This is a genomic window from Chitinophaga sp. 01L420 (assembly GCF_056399985.1).
The window spans coordinates 45,880-64,008 of sequence record NZ_JBFTSK010000038.1; the positions used below are offsets into that span (position 1 = coordinate 45,880).

At 45.3% G+C, this 18,129-nt stretch carries 14 protein-coding genes; 3 read left to right on the top strand and 11 right to left on the bottom strand.

Translation table 11 applies throughout. The annotated features are described in order from the left end of the window. The first annotated feature begins 63 nt into the window (after positions 1-63). Complete coding sequence (locus AC1DP6_RS27230; RefSeq protein WP_477057682.1) at positions 64-3,519, top strand: SusC/RagA family TonB-linked outer membrane protein; 3,456 nt, start codon at positions 64-66, stop codon at positions 3,517-3,519. A gap of 38 nt (positions 3,520-3,557) precedes the next feature. Continuing rightward, the gene (locus AC1DP6_RS27235; protein ID WP_477057683.1) at positions 3,558-4,997 is read left to right on the top strand and encodes a RagB/SusD family nutrient uptake outer membrane protein; all 1,440 of its coding nucleotides are present in this window, start codon (positions 3,558-3,560) and stop codon (positions 4,995-4,997) included. 50 nt (positions 4,998-5,047) lie between these two features. Here the strand turns inward: AC1DP6_RS27235 and AC1DP6_RS27240 are convergent, their stop codons facing one another. The 3 genes from AC1DP6_RS27240 to AC1DP6_RS27250 all read right to left on the bottom strand — a co-directional run bounded on the left by AC1DP6_RS27240 (position 5,048) and on the right by AC1DP6_RS27250 (position 6,976). Then, positions 5,048-5,884 carry an SH3 domain-containing protein gene (locus AC1DP6_RS27240; protein WP_477057684.1) on the bottom strand — a complete coding sequence of 279 codons (837 nt, stop codon included), beginning with the start codon at positions 5,882-5,884 and terminating at the stop codon, positions 5,048-5,050. Positions 5,885-5,928: 44 nt separating this feature from the next. Next, positions 5,929-6,264 carry a hypothetical protein gene (locus AC1DP6_RS27245; RefSeq protein ID WP_477057685.1) on the bottom strand — a complete coding sequence of 112 codons (336 nt, stop codon included), beginning with the start codon at positions 6,262-6,264 and terminating at the stop codon, positions 5,929-5,931. Between the two features lie 124 nt (positions 6,265-6,388). Further along, positions 6,389-6,976, bottom strand: a complete 588-nt coding sequence (locus AC1DP6_RS27250) for a hypothetical protein (RefSeq protein ID WP_477057686.1) — start codon at positions 6,974-6,976, stop codon at positions 6,389-6,391. A 395-nt stretch (positions 6,977-7,371) separates the two neighbouring features. Between AC1DP6_RS27250 and ligD the strand changes: the two genes are divergently transcribed. After that, positions 7,372-9,984, top strand: coding sequence for a DNA ligase D (gene ligD / locus AC1DP6_RS27255; protein WP_477057687.1), 2,613 nt, complete (start codon positions 7,372-7,374; stop codon positions 9,982-9,984). A gap of 64 nt (positions 9,985-10,048) precedes the next feature. Here ligD and AC1DP6_RS27260 read toward each other — a convergent pair whose 3' ends face one another. The 8 genes from AC1DP6_RS27260 to AC1DP6_RS27295 all read right to left on the bottom strand — a co-directional run bounded on the left by AC1DP6_RS27260 (position 10,049) and on the right by AC1DP6_RS27295 (position 18,094). Further along, a complete protein-coding gene (locus tag AC1DP6_RS27260; RefSeq protein ID WP_477057688.1) occupies positions 10,049-10,540 on the bottom strand; it encodes a low affinity iron permease family protein in 492 nt (163 codons plus the stop codon). Positions 10,541-10,801: 261 nt separating this feature from the next. Then, positions 10,802-11,494, bottom strand: coding sequence for a LytR/AlgR family response regulator transcription factor (locus tag AC1DP6_RS27265; RefSeq protein ID WP_477057689.1), 693 nt, complete (start codon positions 11,492-11,494; stop codon positions 10,802-10,804). After that, positions 11,484-12,530, bottom strand: a complete 1,047-nt coding sequence (locus AC1DP6_RS27270) for a sensor histidine kinase (RefSeq protein WP_477057690.1) — start codon at positions 12,528-12,530, stop codon at positions 11,484-11,486. The genes AC1DP6_RS27265 and AC1DP6_RS27270 overlap by 11 nt, the downstream gene beginning before the upstream one ends. Before the next feature lies 1 nt (position 12,531). Further along, entirely contained in the window at positions 12,532-13,293 is a 762-nt protein-coding gene (locus AC1DP6_RS27275; protein WP_477057691.1) for an ABC transporter permease, read from the bottom strand. Positions 13,294-13,297: 4 nt separating this feature from the next. Beyond that, the gene (locus tag AC1DP6_RS27280; RefSeq protein WP_477057692.1) at positions 13,298-14,209 is read right to left on the bottom strand and encodes an ATP-binding cassette domain-containing protein; all 912 of its coding nucleotides are present in this window, start codon (positions 14,207-14,209) and stop codon (positions 13,298-13,300) included. A gap of 156 nt (positions 14,210-14,365) precedes the next feature. After that, positions 14,366-15,481 carry a cyclopropane fatty acyl phospholipid synthase gene (gene cfa / locus AC1DP6_RS27285; protein WP_477057693.1) on the bottom strand — a complete coding sequence of 372 codons (1,116 nt, stop codon included), beginning with the start codon at positions 15,479-15,481 and terminating at the stop codon, positions 14,366-14,368. Between the two features lie 169 nt (positions 15,482-15,650). Beyond that, positions 15,651-16,937: an L-fucose:H+ symporter permease gene (gene fucP, locus AC1DP6_RS27290; RefSeq protein WP_477057694.1), complete on the bottom strand. Its 1,287-nt coding sequence runs from the start codon at positions 16,935-16,937 to the stop codon at positions 15,651-15,653. A 203-nt stretch (positions 16,938-17,140) separates the two neighbouring features. Continuing rightward, on the bottom strand, positions 17,141-18,094 hold the full coding sequence (locus AC1DP6_RS27295; RefSeq protein ID WP_477057695.1) for a bifunctional helix-turn-helix transcriptional regulator/GNAT family N-acetyltransferase: 954 nt from the start codon (positions 18,092-18,094) through the stop codon (positions 17,141-17,143). Between the last annotated feature and the right edge of the window lie 35 nt (positions 18,095-18,129).

Below are 18,129 nucleotides of genomic sequence, written 5' to 3' on the forward strand. Positions count from 1 at the left end.
ATCCCTGTATAATAAGTCCAAACAACAAACAGCAATTTATTATTTAAACTCAACCAAAGTTACATGAAAAAATGTAAAAGGGAATGTCATGTCTGTTCCTTTCCGGGCAAGGTATTTCAGGACAGTGAAAAGCCGGATTATCCTTCTTCCGGATTAGCATCATCAATCAAAACTATTATGCGCGTTAGCCTGCTGCAACTACTATTGATCACCATTACGGCTACCCTTTGCTGGGCTTCGCCACTGGCTGCCCAGAGTGCATTGGAGAAAAAAGTCAGCGCCACCTTTAAGGAACAACCTTTGTCGGCCGTGCTGCAACAACTGGGTAAAAAAGCCGGTGTACGTTTCGTGTACAATGACCAGGTACTGGGAAAAAGTAAACCCGTAACGGCCACCTTCCGGGAGTCTACCCTGAAACAGGTACTCAGCAGCCTGCTACCGGCAGATCAGATTAGTTTTGAACTGGTAGATGATAAATTTATTATCCTCAAAGTAAAGTCGCTCCCAAAAGCGACGCTTAACAACGCCGATATCGCGCCTGCGCCCACCGTAAATGCCGCTGTAACAGATACTTTCATTGTAAAAGGTACGGTAGTGGATAAAGACGGGCATCCGATGCCGGGAGCTACTGTAGGGGTTAAGAAAACCAGTCGCGGTACTACCACCGATGCACAGGGCCACTTTTCGTTACGGGTAAATGAAGGCGAAACACTGGATTGCAGTATGATTGGCTACCAGTCCTACAGTATACAGCCCACGCCCGGCAGCCCCCTGAAGATAACACTGGAAGCAGCCGTGTCCAACCTCGAAGATGTGGTGATAGTAGGCTATGGTACCACCCGCAAAAAAGATCTCACCGGCGCGGTAACTACCGTTAAAAGTGATGTATTTAAAAATGTGCCGGTGACACGTGTAGACCAGATGTTGCAAGGTAAAGCCGCCGGTGTACAGATTACGTCCATCAGTGGTGCGCCAGGTACGGGCACGTCTATACGTATTCGCGGAGGTAACTCTGTGAATGCAGACAATGAACCGCTATATGTAATAGATGGATTGATTGGCGCAGGAGATCTGAACCTGATTAATCCGGAGGATATTGAATCTATTCAGATACTGAAAGATGCTTCTGCTACCGCCATCTATGGCGCCAGGGGCGCTAATGGTGTGATCATCATTACCACCCAAACCGGCAAGACAGGAGAAGATAAAATCAATGTGAATGTATATAATGGCTGGCAGCAGGTACCTAAATATATTGATATGATGGGCGCCGCTGATTATGCTAAGCTGGCCAATGAAAGTTCGCTCGACTATGGTGGTCCGGTATTATACAGCAATCCGGATTCCCTGGGTCGTGGCACCGACTGGCAGCGGGAAGTATCCCGCGTAGCCCCTATGCAGAATATCACCATGAGTGCCAGCGGAGGTAAAGACAATTATCACTACTTTTTATCGGCCAACTACCTCAACCAGGATGGTATCATCATCAACTCCGGTTTTAAACGTTACCAGTTAAGGGTGAACCTGGACAAATACGTAAAAAAGAATGTGAAAGTAGGAACCATTCTTAATATTGGCCGCTCAGAAATCAAGAACAACACCGTACAACTCGGCGGACAAAACTATGGTCAGTCGGCCCTCTCCTACAACCCCGCTTCTTTGGTGTACAATGCCGATGGCTCCTTTGCCAGCAAAAAACCAAATGATCCGCAAACATATGATAACCCGGTAGCACAGGGCACTTTACCGATAGACAACAGTATCAGCAATAACATCATCGGTAATGTATTTGTACAATGGGACCTCCTTCCAGGTCTTTCTTTCAAATCTGTATTCGGATCTGAAATGAACTTTGTGAAAAAAAACGCCTATACACCAGGTAGTTTACCTACACGGGCAATTGAYGGCAAAGGCGGTTTTGCCAGTGGCGCTTCCCGCAATACACTGATGTGGCTGAGTGAAAATACACTCACCTATGATAAGCAACTGGGAAAAGATCACCATATCAATATCCTTGCCGGCACCACGTATCAAAGGTCCAACACGGATACATTGAGTGCCACCGGTGATAAATATGCCAGCGACATCTTTCAATATAATAACCTGGGCGCCACCGACCAGACTACATTTCGCATAGGCTCACAGTATGATCAGTTTACGATTGTTTCTTTCCTGGGCAGAATTAATTATAGTTATAAAGAAAAATACCTCCTTACCCTGACCGGTCGTTCCGATGGTGCTTCCCGCTTTGCGGCAAATCACAAATATGCTTTTTTCCCGGCAGCAGCCATCGCCTGGCGCCTGGAAGAAGAACCTTTTATCAAACACCTGAATGTATTTGATAACCTGAAACTGCGGGCCAGCTACGGCTATAACGGCAACCAGGCCATTCCAACCTATTCTTCCCTGCCGGCACTCAGCTCTGTCAGCGGATATATTATCGGTAAAAAACAGATCCTCGGCTATGTGCAATCCCAACTGCCTAATCCGGATCTGAAATGGGAAACCACCCGCCAGTTTGATCTGGGCCTGGAAGCAGGATTTCTTAAAGGCCGCATCAACGTGGAACTGGATTACTATAATAAACGCACTAAAGACCTTTTGTTAAGTCAACAGCTACCCACGCAAACAGGCTTCACCAGCAAAACTACCAACATCGGTGTAGTGGAAAATAAAGGCCTTGAATTACTCATCAACACACAAAATATCGCGCATAAAAATTTCAGCTGGGAATCCTCCCTCAATATTTCCGGTAACCGTAGCAAGGTGGTAGACCTGGGTGGCGTAGAAAGCTTTGACCTTGCCGGCATTGACTTTGGCGGCTACAGCACCGTGAGCAAATTACAGGTAGGTCACCCGGTGGGTACATTCTGGGGCGCTACTTATTACGGTGTACGCAAATCAGATGCAGTACCCAAAGGTGCAGTAGATCCAAGTGCCAATCCGAAATTAGGAGATCCATTATATGTAGACCGGAACGGTGACGGCAAATTTGGTCAGGAAGATTTTAGTGAAATAGGCAATGGCAACCCGAAATTTTTTGGTGGCATCGGTAATACTTTCCGATACAAAAACTTATCACTGAATATTTATTTCCAGGGTTCTTTCGGCAATGACGTGATGAACCTGGCAGATGATTTTTACAAAACAGGTGAGCCACTGACCAATCAGTATGCGATGATCAAAGACCGCTGGTCGCCTTCCAACCCTAACTCCAATATTCCCCGTGTGAACTCGCGGAACTATATTCCCTCTACTATGTGGGTATACAAAGGTTCCTTCCTGCGGTTGAAATCAGTGAACCTGGGTTATAACTTATCTGGTAAAGCCATGCACAGTCAGTGGATCAATAACCTGAACATATATATTACCGCTACCAACTTATTCAATATCACCAACTATCCTTACTACGATCCGGAAACCAATTCTTATGGCACCAGTTCTACCTTACGTGGATTTGATAATACCAACTATCCGCAAAACAGAACGTATGCCATTGGTGTGAACCTGACCCTGTAACAGCGGGTATTGATTGATGATATTTAAAATAACAACCAATGAAGAAAATATTTTTAATAGCGATAGCATTTGCCACTTTCACTTCCTGCAAAAAATCGTTGACGGAAGAGCCTAAAAGTTTCCTGTCTCCAGACCAGTTCTTTAAATCTGATCCCGACGCCATACAAGGCGTAAACGGCGTCTATTTCTGGCTGGTGGGCAGCTACCCTAACCGCCTGTTTCAACAGGAGCTATGGCAAACCCTGGATGAGAATTGTGATGTGATCAGGGTACCGCATCCCGGCCCCTTAAATATTACCGCCGGATCTCCGGGCAATGCACCGGTGATGTACAGTGCTTTCTATAAAGGCATCTATGCCGCTAACCTGGTCATTGATAAGGTATCGAAATCGCCCGCCATTTCCGCTGCCACCAAAACCAGGGTGTTGGGTGAAGCGAAATTTCTGCGGTCACTCTTCTACTATTACCTCACCGGTTTATTCGGAGATGCGGTACTTTATACCGAAAGCAACTACGCCAGCATAGATCAGTCTAAAACCTTTCCCAGATCACCTGTGGCAGACATCCGCAAACAGATGATCGCCGACCTGACAGAAGCGGCAGCAGGTCTACCGGCCACCTACTCGTCTTCCGACAACGGTCGGGCCAGCAGCGGCGCAGCGCTTGCCCTGCTCACCAAAGTGTATTTATGGACCAAAGATTATGCAAAAGCGGAAGAAACTGCCATGAAGATAAAAACTTCCGGCACCTATATACTACTCCCTGACTATGCGGCCGTATTCAGCGCCGACAATGAATTCAACAGGGAGTCGATCTTTGAAATAGATTTCCAGACAGACCTGCTCAACAGCTACCAGCATGCCTTCTACTCCCCCAACAACACCGTGGCCGCAGCACCTTTTGTCAGCAAGCCGTGGTATCGCTCCTATGTGCCATACCATTCCTTTGCCAACAGCTTTAATACAAAAGACAAAAGGAAGGCATCTCTCATCGCCACTGGCTATAATGGTACCGCCTTCCGCCCGGATAATACCAACAAAGTAGATGTATGGTTTGGGCCAAAGTGGTGGCGTTTGGATGCCGGAGAGCGTAACAGCGGTCTGGATATCTACTTACTGAGATATGCCGATGTTTTACTCATGCTCGCAGAAGCTGCCAATGAAAACGGGCATACAGCGGTGGCAGAAGCAGCCCTGAATGAAGTAAGAAAACGTGCCGGTTTAGACGATGCCACCGGTCTTTCGCAGGAACAGTTCAGGAATGAAATTTACCAGGAACGCGCCTGGGAATTAGTGGGAGAAGGACACCGCCGCTTAGACCTGATCAGATGGGGTAAATATCCGCAGGCGGCAGTAACAGCATCTGCTACGGAAGAACCGGAGCTATCAGCTTCTTACAAGCCTTATTATGTGCTGCTGCCAATTCCGGCTACGGAAGTGGCGAAGAATCCGGCACTGGGACAGAATACAGGGTATTAAATTATCTACAGCTACCCTTCCCTTGTGGAAGGGTAGCTTTTATGGAACACTCAATCAAAATCCTCTCCGCTAATCTCCTCCATCCAATCCGGATGCCCCACTACCCAACCAATTTTATCTTCGCTTTTCACCTGGTACCATATCCACCTCTTTCCTCTGAAACTAATCCGATCCCTGGAGGATGCTAAATATCCTATCCTTGTACCGAGCTTCAGTGTGCCCACGATCCTTGAATTGGTATCTGCTTTTTCATATAAGGCAACAGGTGCCAACGCCCTTAAAGCAAAATCCCCTTTCAGCTTTACTACAGGAATATCAAACTTAAAACCGGGGTATAACTGTATTAAGTCATTGATGTATTTTAAGAATCCACCCAGGTTGTAGTCAATCGCTGCTTCCGGAGTCTCATCCAGTTTCAGGCTATTATCTTTATCAGCTTTACTAAAGCTAAAGTAATAACCGTTGCGGGTTACCACAGCATATACTACCTCATCACGGAATCTACGTTCATGGATAAACGAAAAGAAATCATTAAAATAAAAATAAGCGATGCCGGAAGCTTTACCAGCCTCATCGAAGGTCGTATAGCTTAATTTAACAGGCACTTTGTCTTTAAAATAGAGATGGGTGAACAGGGTATCATTGGGTTGAACCCGCACCAAATAAGCGGCCTGCTGTTCAAGCTGTTTCATTTTAATACTGTTAACCACACTATCTGCCCTGTGAATGAGTTGGGTGATATTGTCTGTTGCGGGCGTGGGAGCAACTTCCGCTGCTTTCGCTATTATCACAGCTGAATCACCGCTGTTGGGTGCTTTGTTGCTATTGCAGGCAGTCTGCAGCAGGCAGATAGTTGCTATGTAAGGAAGGCTTTTTTTGATAAACATAGGTCAAAGTGATAAAAATGAATAGAATGAGTAATGATGGGTAACTACTTTATAATCAAATAATCACCATCGTGATTATCAAAGAACAAAAGTGGTTTCAATACGAGACTGGCAGCTACCAACTTATTATCGTCTACAAATATCCTTGCATAAAAATCATACTCCAAGCACTGACTACATTGATTTTCGGGAACACCTTCCACCAATACAATTGATGCATTCTTATCGCCAACATCATTTCCGCCCCAACCTAATGTATCGTACATCTTGTAAGAAAGCTGCCAGCAATCGCCATACTTAAATTGCAGCTTCCAATCCTGCACATGATGGCAATTCGGGCAGGAAAGCGCTTTTACATCCAGTGTATTAAAGGCACCCATATGATTGATTATTCAGTTTGGTCATTTGAAATTACCTCAACCAGAAAACAACTTACTACAAAAAAAATCACTGAGCAAAAATACCATTCCGTACCTCCACTCAGTGATATTAATTCGTCAACTCCTAGAAGTTAAACAACGTACCGGCGCTGAATATATTTGGCTTATCATCATTCAAACCTTTCATGTAAGCCAGTTTCACTTCAATATTGTGATGACCACGACCTACACCAAAACGAACACCCGCATTACCCGTAGGTCCGGTGGTGCTGGATTGTTTCTTTGACTTATAATCATCATAAAAAACGATTCCTTCGCTTCTGGAACCATAATGATAAGCAAAACCTCCACCTGCAAAAAATCCGAATCTGCGGTGTGAGTGTTTGGTAGCTCCGCAACCCAGGTTCAGATTCACGATCAATGGTGCATTAAACATAAAGTTCAGGGTATTGGATTCTCTTTCGTAGTCACCATAGTGAGTTGAGTAGCTGCCGGAAAGACCTACACTCAGGGGAATACCTACAGACACCGACATTTCATCTCTCTCTACAAAATTAAAACGGGGAGAATAAGTCAGACCGCCAATCACGCCGGCATCCGAACCTTCTGCTTTGTCAACAAATACAACAACACCTGCTCCGTGCATAAAACTTTGGGCATAACAACTGAAACCCGCTATACATGCGATAGCCAGCAACATTACTTTTTTCATTTGATATATTTAGGAATATTTAAAAAACATGACATGTACAAAATATAAGTCGGCATTGGGTGTAAAACAAAACAGTGGGCAAATTTAAAGCCGTTTTATAATTCAGAAAAACATTTACTTTAAAATGGCATGAATATGTGATGCTTCCAAACGTATATTCATTACCGTCATGATAATTTAAACATCTCTTATTTGCAGACGAACTTTGACAACTACCGTCCAACATCAACAGATTTCCTGCGGCCTGCATTTTTTGGTGCGGATGTTGTCTTCTTTTTCAGGATAGTAGTACTCGTTGGCCCGGAAGAGACGTTACTACCAGAAATGGCCATAATGCCTGAACCATTCATGCCCCTGAAGGTTATATGTAAACGGACGGCTAAACTAACCCAGTCATGAGTTTAGAAAAGTATAAACAGAAAAGAACCTTTACCCAAACACCGGAACCTGCCGGCGGCAAAGCTGCGGACAAGGTGCTACATTTTGTTGTGCAGCAGCACCATGCTTCCCACCTTCACTATGATTTCCGCCTTGAAATGAAAGGCGTACTGAAAAGCTGGGCAGTACCTAAAGGCCCCTCCATGGATCCGGAAATCAAACGCCTGGCCATGATGGTAGAGGATCATCCCTACGACTACAAAGATTTTGAAGGCAGCATTCCCGCAGGCAACTACGGCGCCGGAACCGTCATTGTATGGGATGCGGGGCTCTATACCCCGGAAGAGGCAGCCAAAGGAAGTAAGCAGCAACAAACCAATGACCTCCTTCATCAACTGCACAGCGGCAAACTGAAGTTCACCCTACAGGGCAAAAAACTGAAGGGCAACTTCGCCCTCGTTAAAGCCCCCGGCAGAGGCGACAATGCCTGGCTGCTCATGAAACTGAAAGACTGCTACGCCACTACAAACGATATCACGCTTAAAAACAAATCGGTGCTCTCCGGCAAAACGCTGGAACAGGTAGCAAAAAATCCACACAAAGAATGGAAAAGCAATAAGGAACAACCCATTACAAAAGCCAGCATTAAAAAAAGAACGACCGCTAAAACGACTCCGGAAAAAGCCAGCCCCGTAGCGGATGACATCTCCCTGATCATAAAAAAAGGAAAAAAAGCACCTATGCCGGCAGGCGTTAAACCCATGCTGGCCGCAGTTACTGCCGCCCCCTTCGACAAAGAGGACTGGCTTTACGAAATAAAATGGGACGGCTACCGCGCTATTGCCTACCTCCGGAATGGGAAAGTAGAGCTGCATTCCAGGAACCAGCTCTCGTTCAATGAAAAGTTTGCCGTTATCACGAACGCACTGAAAGACTGGAACATTAAAGCAGTAACAGATGGCGAAATTGTAGCGATAGACGGGAAAGGCAATCCCGACTTCCAGGCCCTGCAGAATTATTTCAAACATGGCAAAAGTGCCCACCTCGTTTATTATATGTTTGATCTGCTCTGGTATAATGGCAAAGACTACAGACACCTGCCATTGCTGGAACGCAAACAACTATTGCAACAGCTGATTCCGCAGGATAATGACCTGCTACGCTATAGCCGGCATATTACCGGAGACGGTATCCGCTTCTACCAGGCCGCCGTTAACAAAGGGCTGGAGGGCATTATGGCCAAAGCCGCCGAAAGCAGTTATGTAATGAGCCGCCGGTCGGAAAGCTGGTTGAAAATCAAAAACAATCAACACATGGAAGCCATTATTTGTGGCTATACCGCCGGCAGAAACAACCGTAAACATTTTGGCGCCGTCATCCTGGGAAAATATGAAAATGGTGTACTGAAATACATTGGCCATACCGGCGGCGGATTCAGTGAGCAACAACTCAAATCACTCTTTATAAAATTTCAACCACTGATTACAAGCGTTTGTCCGTTTAAACCCAAGCCGGCCACCAATATGCCCGCTACCTGGCTGAAACCGGAGCTGGTATGTGAAGTAAAGTTCACAGAAAGCACCCAGGATGGCATTTTGCGGCAACCCATATTTATCGGGCTGCGGGAAGATAAAAAGGCTGCAGATGAAAAACAGGTAAAGATAACGCCACCGCCCTCCAAAAAAGTAGCCAAGCGAACTACTTTTTTACCGGAAAATGAAAACCAGGCCGAGATAAAATCAGATGGGAAACTATTGAAATTTACGAACCTCGATAAACTGTACTGGCCAAAAGAAGGGATCACCAAACGGGATATGATTAACTATTACGCGGACATCGCCGATTATATACTCCCCTATCTGAGAGACAGACCTCAGTCACTGAACCGCTTCCCCGAAGGAATCACAGGATTTAGCTTCTACCAGAAAAATGTAGAGGACAAAGTAGCCAGCTGGATAAAACGATTCCCGTATACCAGCGACTCAGATGGGGAGACGAAAGAATTCATGGTTTGCACGGATAAAGCCAGTCTGCTGTACATGGCCAACTTAGGCTGCATAGAACTGAATCCCTGGCACAGCAGGATCAGTAAACCCGATTACCCGGACTACTGTCTCATAGACCTGGACCCGGATACCAACACCTTTGACCAGGTGATTGAAACGGCCCTGGAAATAAAAAGTATCCTGGACGATATCGGCGCCAACGCTTACGTAAAAACATCCGGAGCTACGGGCATGCATATACTTATTCCGTTAGGTGCAAAATATACCTTCGAACAATCCCGTATGCTGGCGGAATTAATTGTGGGAATTGCCAACCGGCGTTTGCCCACCACCACCAGTATACTGAGAACACCCGCAAAAAGAAAAGGAAAAATTTACCTGGACTTCTTGCAAAACAGGCAGATACAAACGATGGCATCCGCTTATTCCCTGCGGCCCAGACCCGGCGCCACCGCCTCAGCTCCATTACGCTGGGAAGAAGTAAAAAAAGGATTGAAAGTAACTGATTTCAATATTTACAACCTGCCGCAGCGGCTTGCCCGGGAAGGTGATCTCCTGAAAGGATTGCTGGGTAAAGGAATTAATATGAAGACGGTGCTCAGCAAACTGAAAAATCTGCTGTAAAACAAGCGTTGAGACTGAGCAGGACCATCGCGGATATATAATCCGTATCCGGGGAAGGTCTTAATTACGCTTTCTTTGCTTTTTTCCGGGTCAGCAGGTCTTCCTCATGTTTGCTTCGCGCATCACCAATCGCTTCTTCCACCGAATGCGACTCCGTCATACTCACTCTCTTCCTTGTTTCTTCTACCATCACGCAATAGTATTTATGTAAGATGTCCAGTTCTTCTTCCGACAAATTCTCTACGTCAATCAACCGGTTGCTGGCCGATTTATTGGCGGCAATCAGTTCATTCAGTTTCAATTGCACCGATTTGGAATCTTTGTTCTGTGATTTCTGGATAATAAATACCATCAGGAAAGTAATGATAGTAGTACTTGTATTAATGACCAGCTGCCAGGTATCTGAGTAGTGAAACAGCGGACCACTGACTGCCCAAACCACAATCACGGTGAGGGCCACAAAAAAGGCCCAGGGACTCCCAGTAGCAGCAATTACCTTAGTAGACATTTTTTCGAAGAAATGCTTTTTTGAGGGGTTGTTGGTCAGCTCTTTCATAGCTACTTAGTTTTTATGTAGCAGTACAAGTTTTGCACCAGTGTAAAACAGGGGGTCAAAGGGCTATGGAAGCTACGATTTGGCTCTTGCTTTCCACAAAACGGTTAGGGAAGGGTGGGCAGTGGCTGCCACATATACCATATAAAAGGAATTATTAGAGCACCGGTCATTTTTAGGTTGAAGCATTAATTTATCAAAACCCATCAGAAAACTCCTCAAACGCCATTGTGGACTAATGTAGTGACGCTCGCGCCGAATTCTTTAGATGGCTGATGTAATTAACTGGTAAAAGCGCTTTTTATAAGTATCAGAAACAGGAATCACCTGGTCCTGTATTTTGATGCCATCTTTTTCAATGGCATCTATTTTATCAATCGCCACCATGAAGGACTTATGTACCCTGCATATAATAGCTGGCGGAAGTTCTGCTTCAAACTCACGGAAAGTCTTCAGCGTCATCATCTTTTTGTGCAGGGTATGTATTTTCCGGTAGTCGCGCATCCCTTCAATATACAATACCTCACTTAGCAGCACCTTTTCCAGGCGGTATTCTGTTTTTACAAAAATGAATTTCTTTTCTGTCGCCACTTCCCGCCGGAACAGGTTATTTTTTACTTTCTCTACCGCCTGCAAAAAACGATCAAAAGTAAAAGGTTTCAACAGGTAATCGGTGACATTCAGTTCATATCCTTTTAGCGCGTATTCATGATACGCTGTAATAATAATTACCTCCGTGCTGGTATGCATAGCCTGCAGCAACTGTATACCGGATATCTCCCCTATATTAATATCCAGAAAAATAAGATCCACCGCGTTAGACTGCAGGTATAACAGCGCATCTATGCCATTATCAAAGTTAGCCATCAGCTCCAGGAAAGGCAGCTTCTGCAGGTACCCCTTGATACGCTCCTGCGCCAGCGGTTCATCTTCTATGATGATGCAGTTAATTTTCATGGGTACGCAAGGTTAAATTCACTTTATAATTTCCTTCCTGATCTGAAATATCCAAAGTATGCTTACCGGGATATAACAATGCCAGCCGGCGTTGCAACAACTCATTGCCCAAACCGTTATGGATCCCGTTCACTTCAGATGTACGCTGGTATTTATTCTCACAGCCAAAGATAATGGTGCCCTGATCAATAGACAACGTAATGCTCACCGCATGTCCTTCCTTCCTGGGCGCCGCATGTTTAAACGCGTTCTCTATGTAAGCAATAAACAACATGGGCGCAATCATCATATTACCTGGTTCGCCCTGCAATGTATATTGTACGTAACTACTGTTGGCGGTTCTGATCCGCTGCAAAGCAATATACTCTTCAATATAATCCAACTCCTTCTGTAAGGGAATCCGGTCTGCTTTGGTTTCATACAGCATAAAGCGCATCATGCCCGACAACTTATTCAGATACAGCGATGCTTTGGTGGCATCTTTTTCTATCAGTACATCAATATTGTTGATGGTATTAAACAGGAAATGCGGATTGATCTGGGATTTTACCAGTGCCAGTTCTGTTTCATAATTTCTTTTATTTAACTCTTCCTTCAGCTTTATATCACCATACCAGCTGATAAACCCTTTTAATACCAAACCTATAATGCCATGAATAGCGGCCAGCAAGGCGAGGAAAACGGCCATGAATAGCTGCTCCCTCAGCGTGGGATGTCCCATCCAATGCGTCAGTGGCAATGCCAATAACAACGTGGTAATCAGACCGGCTGCCAGCGCAAAAACAATACACATTCCCACCAGGGCCAGGTGCCTCTTTTTAACTAAAAAGTAATTGAATAAAATAGTATAGAAAGAATAGAAACCTAATATACCTGGTAAAAAACAAAACAATGCCAGCGGCGAAAAAAACAACGTAGTCCATAGCTCATGCCATGACAGATGACCTTTACCAATAAATGATATAAAAGTAGACATCAGCAGCCCATAGAGCAGCCAATACCCCATATGCAACAGATAAATGACAGGCTTTTTCATGTTAACCCCGTTCTCTTTTATAAATAAATAACAAATATCCTGCAAGCCCTATGAGAAGAAAATATGCCACTGAAAATATATAAATGCGATCCGTGTATTGCCCATTAAAGCTGTAGATGCTATAAATGTACGGAATTGTAAATCCATATTCCCAATTCACTGCCATCACGGAAAATATGTACATCGCCAACCCCACGCCCACCGGCACCAGGAAATTGCGGTACTGCAAACTCAATAAATACTGCAGCGCAATTACCGGTAAACAGGTTATAAAGAACTTTCCATTCCCCACCAGGTAGGCCACAAAAGGAAAAGGCGCCGCCGGAAAAGGTACCTTCTTAAACAGGAGTGCCGGAATTACTCCTTCCAGGTATATCCCGATATTGAACAGGATAAAAAACTGTAAGAGCATCACTAATATCAATGCGAACTTAGCAAAAAAGATAGTGGTCAGTGGCTGCGGCGTAGTGTGTAATTGTTTCCAGGTGTTGTTCCGGTATTCCAGTTGCCCAATCATACTGGTCACCAATATGACGCCCATGGTCAGTAGAAACATCGCCATAAACTGCCAGCTGTTGTGATACAACATTTGCCATATATTCGCCGCACTGTTACTGGAAGCCAGTTCATCAAAATAATAAAAGCGCCGCATTAAGATAACGACCGGCATAAAGGCGCCACCGGCCACGGTAAGCCATACGGCGGCAGAGTGCTTGTGCTTCATCCACTCACTCTGGAAGCTGTGCAAAAAAGTCAGGGTCATATGATTAGTTGTTGGTAAGGTTCATAAAAATATCTTCGAGGTCATTTCTGCGGGTATTCATTTCGTATACCAGCACCCCCTCCCTGACGAGGCGCTGATTAATCACTGCCAGTTGCTCCCGGCTTACTCCCTCCAGCAATATTTTATCCTGTTCTACACTGGCATGTACCCCACAAGCGGCTATCAGCGTGAGTGAGTGGGCCATATCACTGCAGTCGATCCGCACCCGGCTATGCTGGGCCCTTTCCGCTGTCAGATCCGATAGGACTCCCTGGTAAAGCAATTTCCCTTTATTGATAATCCCCACATGTGTAACCAGCTTTTCTATTTCCGATAGCATATGACTGGAGATGAGAATCGTCATATTACTTTCCTGGTTCAGTTGACGGAGCAATGCCCGCATTTCAATAATGCCTCCGGGATCCAGTCCATTAGTGGGTTCATCCAGGATCAGCAGGGAGGGGTTATGCAACATGGCAATGGCAATACTCAGACGTTGTTTCATGCCCAGTGAAAAGCGGCCGGCCTTTTTGCTGCCCGTACCGGCAAGCGCTGTCAACTCCAGCACTTTATTCACCCGGCGGGCAGGGCATTGATAAATTTTCTGCAGTAGCCATAAATTCTCTGCTGCTGTCAGATGACCATAAATAGAAGGGCTTTCAATCAGAGAGCCCACCCGTTTTAAAATAGCCACACGGTGCTGGTCAAAACTTTCTCCTAATATGCGGATAGTACCCTGCTGCTTTTTCAGTAATCCCAGTACCAGTTTCAGGGTGGTGGTTTTGCCGGCGCCATTAGGCCCGAGGAAACCGTAAATGGCGCCCATAGGTACCTGCAGACAAATATTATCCAGGGCTCTTTCGTTACCGGGGAAATAATGGGTAAGTTGTGTAGTTTCAAGACAATAGGCTGGCATACTTTGATGTTTACAGCAAAAGTAGCAGCCTGCATTCCGCGTGGGGATTATATTTGGCAACACAAGCGGGTTTATCTGCAACCGGGGTGTTTTGTCCTGCAAGTGGTGGAGGCGGTAGTTTAAAGGCGGTACAAATGGAAACGGGAACTCATGCCGTCACTTAAAACGATAACCACCAGGCACACCATTTTTAGAAAGCACAATCTGCCACAACTGGCTTTTCCTCGCACGGAAGGAGCCGGCACAGGATAAGAGATAGTATTTCCACATGCGGAAAAAGGTGGGATCGTATTTTGTTTTCAGCTTATCCCAGTTCTGTAAAATATTTTCATACCAGGCCATCAGCGTATGGTCGTAGTCTATGCTGAAATTCTGCCAATGTTCCATTACAAACAAGCCCTCTATAAACTGCCCGATGAGGCGGATGGTAGGGATCATGGCGTTTGGGAAAATGTATTTGTTCAGCCACTGATCGGTGAAGGCATTGGGGGCGTTGCCTCCGATGGTATGTAGTAAAAACAGCCCGTCATCTTTCAGACAACGATGCACCATTTTCATATAGGCATCATAGTTTTTATATCCTACGTGTTCAAACATGCCCAAAGAAACAATGGCATCAAATGGTTCATGCAGCGTGCGGTAATCTGTTAAACGAATATCTACGGGCAGGTCCTTACAGCGCTCTTTTGCCAGTTCCGCCTGTTCTTTTGAAATAGTGATACCGGTTACGCGTACACCATATTTTTCGGCAGCAAACTTTGCCAGGCTTCCCCAGCCACAACCGATGTCCAGGATGTGCATGCCTGGCTGCAGCTTTAGTTTACGACAGGTCAGGTCCAGCTTTTGTTCCTGTGCCTCATCGAGGGTACGGGCATTTTCCCAGAAAGCACAGGTGTAGGTCATCCGTTTATCCAGCATACGTTCAAAGAGGTCGTTGCCGGTGTCATAGTGCGCGCTTCCATTACGATAAGCCTTGGCAGGGGTTTGAAAATTCAATAGTCTGGCGAGTAAAATATCTGCCTTAAACCGGAAACTCTTTTTAACACGGGTATCCAGGTTGGCCAGCAATATTTTTGTGAAGAAGTCGTCCAGCCGCTCACAGTCCCAGTAATTATTCATGTAGGATTCTCCCAGTCCCAGGGAGCCGCGGTAGAGTACTTCTCCGTAAAAAGCAATATTGTTTACCTGTATATCCCATGGTTGGTGGCCGTTGACCGTAATTCCGGCGGCGGACAAAAGACGAGTCACTATGTTTTGGGGATGACGATCCATAACTATAGTTTTGGCAAGCTCCTACGCGTTCTTCCAGGTATTAGCAACAATGCAACTTACTCCTTTGTTCATACGTTGCCGGGCAAGGAAAAGCCGTTCTACAAAGGAACGGCTTTTCGCAATCATAAATACATTTTGCTGCCAGACATTAGCAGCAGATGTAAAATATTTACCTGAGTTTATACAACTTATATCCAAAGAGGAAAATAACGGCATAACAAACGACCGGCAGGTAGTAGGCGGTAGCGATATTGGTATCTGCCAGGCGTCCCATGATGAAAGGGAAAATGGCCCCACCAAACATGCCCATTACAATAAAAGAAGAAGCCTGTTGTGTTTGCGGGCCCAGGTCCTTTAAACCGAGACTGAAAATAGTGGGATACATGATGCTGAAGAAGAAGTTAATCATCAGCAGCGCAATATAGGAAGTCCAGCCCCAACCCTGTGCCGCGAGGACACACATCCCGATATTTCCCAGTGCAAAGGCCGCCAGGAGTTTATTAGGCGCAATAAACCGCATCAACGCCGTACCTACAAATCTGCCGGCCAGCATCATACCCATGAACAGCGTCATAAAATAACCAGCTTTCCCATCAGAGAAATGCATCACTTCATGACCGTAGTTGATAAAGAAAGCCCAGGTGCCAGCCTGTGCTGCCACGTTAAAGAACTGCGCCACTACTGCCCATACAAAATGTTTTTGCTGGAATAATTTTTTACGGATGCTGACTGTACCTGTTGCAGTAGTGTCAGCTGTACCATCATGCGGATCTGTTACCGGTGGCACTTTCACCAACGCAAAAGCAATAGCGATGATCGCAATCACCGCACCTATACAGATGTATAATGTTTTTACAGACGATAATTCATTGCCTGCTTCCTGTTTTTCACTGAGCAGAAAATAGCTGCCCATGGTAGGTCCTACGATAGCGCCCACGGCATTGAATGATTGCGCAAAGTTGATACGCTGATCACTCGTGCGCTGATCGCCCAGGGCTGCCATAAACGGATGCGCTACTGTTTCAAGCGTAGCCATACCACAGGCTAATACGAATAAGGCTATACGAAAAATGGCAAATGAACCTGCATTGGCAGCAGGGACAAATAGAAATGCACCCAGGGCATATAAAGTGAGGCCCAGTAACACCCCGTTTTTGTATCCCATCTTTTTAATAAACAATCCCGCGGGAACAGACATAAGCGCATAAGCACCAAAAATAGAAAACTGTACCAGCCCCGACTGTGATTTGGATAAGCCTAATACGTTTTGAAAATGTTTATTCAATACATCTCCCATCGTCAGCGCAATACCCCAGCACATAAAGAGGGAGGTGACGAATATCAGTGTAATGACGTATTTCTTTTCTGTAAATTTTGCCGGTAAGGACGTGGATAGTTTAGCAGAATTTTTAGCTGTCTGAAATGCTTCCTGTTCCAAAGAGTCAGGTGATATCATGTTCTTGAGTTTTTAAATTATTTGCATAACGTGGTCTGAGAGCCGGCTTCATAGGAAAAGCGTTCAGCCGTCAGGGTACTAATATACGGTTCCATTTTAATAATCACTATCCTTGTTTATTTATTAGCGGAACCCACAGTTGCCGGATAAAAAAATGGCCTCCTGTTACGGAAGCCATTTGCAGGTATTTTGAAGAACGCTACTTATTTCAGCGGCAATTCCATTTGTATATTTGCGCGTTCATAGGGTGTAGGCCGGCCAGCTACTTTTTTAAAGCCCAGCTTCTCATACAGACTAATAGCGGGTTTTAATATGGTATTGCTTTCCAGGTAAACATTTCGTGCGCCAAGGGCCGTTGCCTTCTTTATAATCGCCTGTCCCAGTAACCATCCTATGCTTTTTCCCTGAGCTTTGGGAGATACCGCCATCTTAGCCAGTTCATAATCGTAGTCCGGATCATCCATCTTGATGAGTGCGCAAACCCCAACTGGTTCATCGTTGTAGAGCGCCACAAAAATATGACCGCCTTTTTTCAGGATGTATCCTTCCGGGTTATCCAGCGATTTATAATCCGTTTCTTCCATCTTAAACCAGGTAGAAATCCATTCTTCGTTTAATGCTTTGAAAGCGGATTTATATTTAGGGGCGTAATCCACGATCTGCACGTTACCCGCCTCCCGCTTCTTTCGTTGTTCTCTGACCCTGTCTAACAGCGACTGCTGCTGCAGGAGGTATTCCCATTCCTGTATTGCTTTCCACAAATCATGGGAAGCCTGTGCAGAAATGGCTTCTACGGCATTGCCCACATCAATGAGTTGCTCTTTGAGGTTTGCATTGATATCGGCTCCTTTTTTTGTGAGACTCACCATGTTTCTCCGGCCATCTGTCTTATCCTTTTTCTCTGCTACCAGTCCTTTCTTTCGCATTTCCGTGATGATCTTGCTCACGGAAGGATGCGAGTGTCCTATTTCCTGGGCGATGGCCGTGATCGTTTTCTCTCCTCCTTCTGATAATACATAAAATACGGGAAACCATTTTGGTTGCAGCGGCGTGTCGTACAGCTTAAAGATCTGTGCGGCATCTTCAGTGATGGTTTCTGTTAACATACGCAGTCTGCTGCCAAGCGCTGCCTTTCCGGTTTTATTAAAGAATTCCATATTGTAGTTAATTACGTAATCAGTTACGTAAATAT

Excerpts from the sequence above, each read along its gene's own strand:
- AC1DP6_RS27275 (WP_477057691.1), bottom strand. The coding sequence starts at position 13,293 with ATGACCCTGACTTTTTTGCACAGCTTCCAGAGTGAGTGGATGAAGCAC.
- AC1DP6_RS27250 (WP_477057686.1), bottom strand. The coding sequence starts at position 6,976 with ATGAAAAAAGTAATGTTGCTGGCTATCGCATGTATAGCGGGTTTCAGT.
- AC1DP6_RS27280 (WP_477057692.1), bottom strand. The coding sequence starts at position 14,209 with ATGCCAGCCTATTGTCTTGAAACTACACAACTTACCCATTATTTCCCC.
- AC1DP6_RS27295 (WP_477057695.1), bottom strand. The coding sequence starts at position 18,094 with ATGGAATTCTTTAATAAAACCGGAAAGGCAGCGCTTGGCAGCAGACTG.
- AC1DP6_RS27260 (WP_477057688.1), bottom strand. The coding sequence starts at position 10,540 with ATGAAAGAGCTGACCAACAACCCCTCAAAAAAGCATTTCTTCGAAAAA.
- fucP (WP_477057694.1), bottom strand. The coding sequence starts at position 16,937 with ATGATATCACCTGACTCTTTGGAACAGGAAGCATTTCAGACAGCTAAA.
- AC1DP6_RS27235 (WP_477057683.1), top strand. The coding sequence starts at position 3,558 with ATGAAGAAAATATTTTTAATAGCGATAGCATTTGCCACTTTCACTTCC.
- AC1DP6_RS27240 (WP_477057684.1), bottom strand. The coding sequence starts at position 5,884 with ATGTTTATCAAAAAAAGCCTTCCTTACATAGCAACTATCTGCCTGCTG.
- AC1DP6_RS27245 (WP_477057685.1), bottom strand. The coding sequence starts at position 6,264 with ATGGGTGCCTTTAATACACTGGATGTAAAAGCGCTTTCCTGCCCGAAT.
- AC1DP6_RS27270 (WP_477057690.1), bottom strand. The coding sequence starts at position 12,530 with ATGAAAAAGCCTGTCATTTATCTGTTGCATATGGGGTATTGGCTGCTC.
- AC1DP6_RS27265 (WP_477057689.1), bottom strand. The coding sequence starts at position 11,494 with ATGAAAATTAACTGCATCATCATAGAAGATGAACCGCTGGCGCAGGAG.
- ligD (WP_477057687.1), top strand. The coding sequence starts at position 7,372 with ATGAGTTTAGAAAAGTATAAACAGAAAAGAACCTTTACCCAAACACCG.
- cfa (WP_477057693.1), bottom strand. The coding sequence starts at position 15,481 with ATGGATCGTCATCCCCAAAACATAGTGACTCGTCTTTTGTCCGCCGCC.